The organism is candidate division KSB1 bacterium (assembly GCA_022562085.1).
In the GTDB taxonomy this organism is placed as follows: Bacteria; Zhuqueibacterota; Zhuqueibacteria; order Oceanimicrobiales; family Oceanimicrobiaceae; genus Oceanimicrobium.
The window spans coordinates 1-7480 of sequence record JADFPY010000222.1 but is presented as its reverse complement, the minus strand read 5'-3'; the positions used below and the strand labels follow the sequence as shown (position 1 = coordinate 7480).

General features: G+C 41.8%; 4 protein-coding genes. All 4 read right to left on the bottom strand.

What is annotated here, in order from left to right:
- Positions 1-414: 414 nt before the first annotated feature.
- Positions 415-2760 (bottom strand): hypothetical protein, encoded by a 2346-nt coding sequence (locus tag IH879_16020; protein ID MCH7676433.1) that lies wholly within the window; start codon positions 2758-2760, stop codon positions 415-417.
- Positions 2761-2811: 51 nt separating this feature from the next.
- Positions 2812-5184 carry a hypothetical protein gene (locus IH879_16015; protein ID MCH7676432.1) on the bottom strand — a complete coding sequence of 791 codons (2373 nt, stop codon included), beginning with the start codon at positions 5182-5184 and terminating at the stop codon, positions 2812-2814.
- 359 nt (positions 5185-5543) lie between these two features.
- Positions 5544-6548, bottom strand: coding sequence for a class 1 fructose-bisphosphatase (fbp, locus tag IH879_16010; GenBank protein MCH7676431.1), 1005 nt, complete (start codon positions 6546-6548; stop codon positions 5544-5546).
- Between the two features lie 154 nt (positions 6549-6702).
- Positions 6703-7480 (bottom strand): pyridoxal-phosphate dependent enzyme (locus IH879_16005; GenBank protein MCH7676430.1); only part of this gene is annotated, 778 nt, incomplete at its 5' end.

Below are 7480 nucleotides of genomic sequence, written 5' to 3'. Positions count from 1 at the left end.
TAAACATCAGGCTCACTACGAAACAAACTAAAAAGACTTTAGTTCTCATCTTATACCTCCCTTGGTATTTGTATGTGATTAATGTGTCCAATAAAATTAGGTGTTAACACTAATTAAATTTTTAAATTTAAGAAAAAGTAATAGCCGAAAGACGAAAGTGCTAAGGTGAACAGAAAAAAATCAGGTTTACGTAAAACTTAAATTTCCATATTTATATGTAAGAATATCAGTAAACTAAACGGCTGCATCTACTTGATAAATCTTTTTAATTTTAAAACAAGGCAGGGAAAATGCATCAAAATTACTCTGTAATACGAAAATTGGAATTTATTGTCAAGAAGTTTCTTACAATTCTGTGTTTTATTTACTAAAAAAATACGAAAAAGTTACGGAAGAAGTGTTAAAAGTCAAATTCTATTTTGCCCTCACTCGCGCCAGGACACCGTCAAATGCATTAAACGTGACTTTTTGGGGTTGAGATTTAAAAGGGCCTAATCGAAAAAATTTCTCGGCGCCTTCCATGTCAATTAACTGAGTATTTTTCTTACCATTGTCAGTTTGAACCGTAACCGGAATCAACATTTTAAAGTCAGCAGGAACATCTTTTTGCGAAACCTGAAGGTCTACCCAGTACTCTCCTTTTTTAAAAATGTCATAGGAATAGGTATATGTTGGCACGTCGATGCCATAAATCCATTGCTCAAAAAACCAATCCATATTTTGGCCCGTGTGTTTTTCAACAATTTTTTTAAAGTCGAGCGTGGAGGCTTTCGTACCTTTATAGGTCTTAACGAAGTCAGCCAACATCAGCCAAAATTTTTCATCGCTGCCGGTTTCAAAGTCACGCATCAGGGTCCGCAGCATGTGGATCACATAAGCGCCTTTTTCGTATATGATTAAATAATAATCAATCGGAAATTTTTCTCCAAGACGGCGCCCCAGCCAAATGGGACCAGCTTTAAGTCCGTCGCTTTTGCTTAAATCTTGCTTAGAAAAGCCAAATCGCTTCAACCCGGCACTGACGCCAATATGGCCCTTATTGAGTAAATCATTCCGCCACCCCTCGAGAATTTGAAAAAATATCTCGTCTTCCTCCAGAATAAATTGCGTCATGATTGCACCGGAATAGGCTGCCAAGGCTTCGCTTAACCACTGATCATGATAGGTCTGCCAGCCCACTAAATTCCCCCACCACTGGTGAGCCACCTCGTGGCCCCGCAATGCCTCCATAACCCCCTCCGGCTGTCGTGTAAATGAAAGCGCAGATAAGAACACAAGCCCGGGAAATCCATAACTTAATCGAGTTGGCGTCTCAACAATCTTGAGCTCTTTATATGGATACTCCCCTAGCAAGTTTTGAAAATTATTCAGGCTTTTAGTTACATCAGCAGCTACCTTCGCGATAACTTTTTTTTTGCGGTTCGGGGTTGAATACACTTTTACCGCCAACGAATCCATAGTTTCAAAAGAGGTAGAATCAAACTTTCCAAAGCCAAAAGCTGCGCCCAAAACAGGATCTTCTTCAACCCATTGAGAAGAACTGGCGTTTTTACTACTCCACTCTTTTATCTTTTCCCCGGTCGAAACCACTTGATAGTTGGTGGGGTATTGAAATGTTAAATCATAAGTGGCTGGGACTAAATAACCATAACGTGGGTACCAAAAGATATTGTTTTTTAAAACGAAATTGTTATTCACACGCTTTAGGACCTTACCCGAAAAAAACACGGTTACTTTTTCCTTAATCTGAGCTTGCACTGCCTTTTTTAAAATCACAGAAAACGAGGACTGTTTCTTTTCTTTGATAAATAAAAGAATTTCGCCAACAGAATTTTTAACAGAATCAATTTTAAACTCTTTAAAGATATCAAATGTCAAAATGCGCAAGCTATCGATCTTTGTAATAAAGCTTAAATCTACCTCCGCTTTAATTTTACCATTTTTCTTAAGATCTAAATTCATTTTATAGCGAGTAATTTTGAAGGCAGCCGATTCCCCGCTCTGCTCTTCGTCAGGCAATTGTTCGCCGTCGTAATCACTTTGTTTGTGGAAGGAACAAACTGTATAGAAAAGTTTATTATAACTTTTGGGAAAAAATTGGGAAACCGACACCTCCTCAAACGCGTGGTTGTTGACGGTGAAGATGTAATAATTTGGAAAATTGAGATCAGGGTCCGTGTGTTCTAAAAATGCAGAGAACAAATTACCCTCAGAATTGTTGACGAAATCTGTTAGAATCTCGCTCGCGATATTTAATCCCCTCTCTTCTAAAAATATTTTGGAGATAGTTTTGTGGAGTTTTCCAACTGCTTTGGGCGCTTTGGCCACGTGGAAACTTAATTGCCTTTTAAGTTCATGCGCTGTACTATCTGTAAACCGCAAGTAAGCAGCAGAAAAGTTTTCATGCAAAGAATCCTTATCAAGAAATTTTAATACCTGCTGCCGCTCGATCTTCGTTGGAGGTTCTAGCTCAAAAACGCCGTCGCCCAAAAAAACAGCGGCCGTAACTTTACCCAAAACCGGTTTTACCAGATAAAATGTTCCTGTTTTAAAAGTGAGCCTTCCTCTATCTCGTTGAATGACCAGGCTGTCTACTAAAGCACTTGGTAAATTGTCAAAGGGTAATCTGCTCAACTCAGAATATAGTTGCATGATTTCAGAAGAAAGGAGTGTATTGATTTTGTGCTCTGAAATAGAATTTTTTGGTGAGATGATAGCAGCGCTGAGGAAAATGAAGGTCAGAAAATTTCTTACACTCATATAAAGAAAAACGACTAAGTTCTCATTTAGGAAAACGTTTTAAAAGAATTCTTATCGAGCAGGTGGTTTGCGGGAGTACCACTTCTTCACCACTTTTTCAGCCGGCTTGCCGTTTGGTGTAAACCCGCTATGTTGCTGACCGCCGTACTCCAAATAGGTCGGCCACTTCCACCAGTAAAAACCGTAGAACCACTCCTTGTCCCAAAAAGATTCGAAAATAGCTCGATAGGCTAATGCTTGATCTGCAAAGCTCGGTGAAGCGCTTCTTCGGCCTCGTTCATGTGGATTCTGCCAGGCTTTCTCTCTGCTGCAAAAACCGACTTCGGTTAGCAGCACCGGCTTCTGATATTTTTCGGCCACTTTTTCAATCGTTGGCAGAAACTTCGCAGTGCCCTGTTTTAAATCCGCTAAAGTCACCTGGTCTTTTCCGGAAAGAGGATAGTAGCAATTCAAGCCGATATAATCCAGCTCATCCCAAAATTCTATTTGCTCAAATTCCTTCCCCCAGTTGGCCGCGTAAACAATTGGACCGTGATAAATCCGGCGAACTTTTGAGATGATCTCGCGCCATTCTTGTTGGTGATCGCGGGTGGTCTTCAGCAGTTCAACTCCGACACAAAAACTGTCCATGCCGTACATTTCAGCCAGCAAAGCATAATGTCGAATCCAGCTGTTATAGTATTTGAAAAATTTCTGCCAGTCTTTTTCGCTTTTCATTTCGACTTCGCCGGGCCACCCCCAATTGCCCCTGCTCATCAAAACATGCGGCTTCAACATGACGCCCATGCCCAGCTTTTTAGCAGCCAAAAACGAGGTTATAATACTTTCATCGTTCTCGGAACCTGCGCCAAAAGAGTAGTTGAAATAACCGGCTTTGTTACGATCCTGCAAATAGCCAAATGGAGTGAGAGAAATCCAATCTGTGCCAAGCTCTCGCAACTTCTTCAATGCTTCAGCCGATTTACGGGAAATATAGCCGTTGTAAATTTGATAGCCTTCGTGCGCATAACAAAAGCCTTTTTGGAACCTGGGAGACTCAACCTTGTGATTTGAAGCAGCCAGGATTTTATTTTCAAGGTTAATCTGTTTTAAATAAGCCAGCCAACCCTGCTCTAATTTTGGCAGAGTGAATTCTTTCAAACTGTTTTCGGGAAGCCCTGATTCGGGCCAATTTTTGTAAAGGTTTAATAAATCAGCCAGGCCGTATTTGTCTATCAAAAATTCAACGAAACTTCCGGCCAACGGCCGCATGAAAAGATAAGATTCTTTTTTGTAAATATTAGAATCGAGCAGTTCGCTGAGTGGATTCACATTTCCGGTTTCATAAAACTTCTTTGCCCAATATCGATACCCGCGTTTTCCCCAGCCCTCTGAAAAATAAATCGCCAACCCATCTTGCAAAGCAGTCGATTTTGTCTTACCGATGAATTTTGCAATCAGCAATTTAGCATCTGAATAGAAGTCCATACCATTAAGATCTTCAGTAAAAATCGAGTGAACTTCCCCGGCTTCCAAATTAAAGTGAGACACATCCGTATTGCGGGTTATGAGGCCTTTGTCTTCGGGGGATTCATAAAGATAACTTTTGATTTTCGGAAATTTTTCAATTGAAAGATTTAAGCGATCCAGTAAATTCTGAATGCGTTTTTCCTGTTTATTGGCAATCTTTTCGAGTTCACTCCGCTTTGCTCTTGCACCCATGTAATTGAAAACATAGTGTTCCGTTTCCAAAACTGACTTTTTATTATGCAAATAATTTCTGGTCTGACTATCCTCTATCTCCCATGGACCATTCTTTACCTGCTTAAATAATCCCCAGAGGGCAACTTTATCATCTCTGTAAACGACGAAATCCCCTGCCATAAAAATGTTTGATTGATCTGTATGAGAAATGAATTCAATAACTCTTCGATCGTTATTGCCAGTGGTTACAAAAAGCGGCATGGACCGGTTTAAAGGATTTGGATAACTTCTTATCTGGAAAATATCATTGTGTTCTGATGAAATAATTTTATCGATCGAAAAATTGCCTTTTATGAATTGAACCGGCAATGCATCAACCACCTTCCTTAAGAGCAAATTTGACTGGGGTGTACCGATTAGCGAAATCGGCATCGACTGGATGTCCTCAGCAGTTACCGCAGTATCCGGCTTTACAATTATTTCAACAAACCGATTTTTTCCAATACTTTCCTCGGCACATTTTTTATAACCGGCGGTAAATTCCGGATTGCCGGTTCCGTAAACCTGAAGCATTTTTCTTGTCTGCCAGAGTTTTCGGGTCAGTTCGCGTTTACTTGGCCATTTCTTGTCATTTGCACCTGTTGATTCTTCAGCCGAATTAAATCGAAAAGATTGGAGAAAGAAGACCGTGGCTGCCATAAATAAGATGGACAGAATTAGCAAAAGCTTGCTTCTTTTCATTTTCATCGCGAATGGTAGATACTAATATTGGTTAGGGTCTAACCGAAAATCCTGAGTCGTCATTATGAGCGCGAAATCCTGGATACTACACTTTAAACAATTGTTTGGGACGCGAAGAATCTCTTGCAGATTGCGAGATTCTTCGCACGGAAACGATGACATTGAGTCCTGTTTCCGGGAGTTTGTGCTCAGAACGACTTTGAATTCATAGTTTTCGGTCAATCAAGAGTTAAAAAATCAACCCTTTGAAAAGCTATTTGTAGAATATAGAACAAACTCAAGATTTGCTTTATGCCTAACAAACGAAAAAAGCCCCTTCATGTTTCCAGGAAGAGGCTTAGAGTCAAAAAAATCTTGCTTTATCTTTTACCCCTGAGAAACGCCTCAGCTTCTTTGACATCGTCATAACTGCCGATGATGAGCGGCGTTCTTTGATGAATCGATTCCGGTTCGATATCTAATATTCTGTCGTCCCCGTTACTCGCGTAGCCGCCGGCTTTTTCAACAATCAGCCCGAGGGGATTGGCTTCGTACATCAAGCGCAGCTTGCCTTTAGGGCTCTTCTTATCCGCAGGATAGAGAAAGATTCCGCCATAAAGCAAATTTCGATGAAAGTCGGCGACCAGCGACCCAATATAGCGGGAGGAATACGGACGATTTGTTTCCGGGTCGTTTTGCTTGAGATAGCTGATATATTTTCTGGTTTCATCATTCCAGCGTTCAAAGTTGCCTTCGTTCACGCTGTAAATTTTGCCTCGCTTTGGTATTTTAATATTTTTGTGTGAAAGTAAAAATTCACCCACCGTCGGATCGAGGGTAAATCCATGCACGCCGTTGCCGGTCGTGACGACCATCATTGTAGACGACCCATAAATCACATAGCCGGCCGCAAGCTGCTGGGCTCCGGACTGCAAACAATCTTCGAGGCAGCCGCCACGACCATCGGAAATTTTCCGGTAAATTGAAAATATGGTGCCGATACTGACATTGGCATCGATGTTTGAAGAGCCGTCTAAAGGGTCGTACATAAAAACATATTTTCCGGTCTCGTATTCTTCCGGAATCGGGATAATATCTTCGTGTTCCTCTGAGGCCATGACACTCAAGCGACCCGTGTGATCCATGGCGTTGCGAATAACCGTGTCAGCATATTCATCTAACTTCTGGACTTCCTCTCCATGGACATTGGTTGCACCGGTAACGCCTGAAACATCCAGAAGTCCGGCTTTGTTAACTTCTCTGGCGATAATTTTAGCAGCGAGGGCAATATCGTATAAAAGCGCCGAAAACTCACCTGTGGCGTGGGGAAATTGCCGCTGGGTTTCCATAATGTGGCGCTCAATGGTAACCAGTCTTTGACTCATTTTAAGCTCCTTCTTGAGAGAATTTCAGGAAATGTTGATTAATAATCAAATCTACAGGCGGTTAGGCGTGGTTGCAGAAATTCTTTTTCCTGAAAAAAACTCCAAATTCACACTTGATAAAATTTAAAAATAGGGTTGAAAATGTCAAGTTAAATTAGGCTAATATCTCTTTGAGAACCTGCGAATGAATATTCCTCCCGGTCAGGATTACAACAATTTTTCCATGAGTTTTTATCCTTTCTTCAAGCAAGGCAGCAACGCCCACTGCAGCCGCCCCTTCGATAAGCATGTGCTCATTTTCTATCATCAGTTTTATCGCTTCCTTGATGCCGTTTTCGGAAACGAGAACGACTTCATCAACATACTTTTGGGTTAATTGCAAAGTCCACTCGGTGACGAACCGGCCCGCCAGGCCATCGGCGATGGTTTCCTCAATCGGCGTTTCCACACACCTGGCAGCTTGAACTGAGTTGAACATGGCAGGAGATGCCTCGGACTGAACGCCAACTACTTTAACTTTGGGATTGATTGATTTCGCTGCGATGGCGATGCCGGCAATAAGTCCGCCGCCGCCAATGGGTACAATAATCGTTTCAGTTTCCGGAAGCTCCTCTAAAATCTCCAGACCAATTGTGCCCTGCCCTGCGATAATTTCCGGATCGCTGAAGGCGTGGACAAACGTGAAATTCTCCCGTTTCTGAATTTCCCAGGCGATTTCTTCCGCCTCATCATAATCGCGCCCTTGTTTGAGCAATTCCAGCTCGTAATTTTGCAAGGCTTTTATTTTGGCAAGCGAGGCGTTTTCGGGAACGACGATTTTGCCTTGAATGCCGAGCATTTTCGCCGCATGAGCGACGCCCAATCCGTGGTTACCTGCAGAGGCCGTGATAATGCATTTTTGTTTTTCTTGGAAGGAAAGCGAGAGCATCTTG

Coding starts and splice junctions, on each gene's coding strand:
- IH879_16020 (MCH7676433.1), bottom strand. CDS start 2,760: ATGAGTGTAAGAAATTTTCTGACCTTCATTTTCCTCAGCGCTGCTATC.
- IH879_16015 (MCH7676432.1), bottom strand. CDS start 5,184: ATGAAAAGAAGCAAGCTTTTGCTAATTCTGTCCATCTTATTTATGGCA.
- fbp (MCH7676431.1), bottom strand. CDS start 6,548: ATGAGTCAAAGACTGGTTACCATTGAGCGCCACATTATGGAAACCCAG.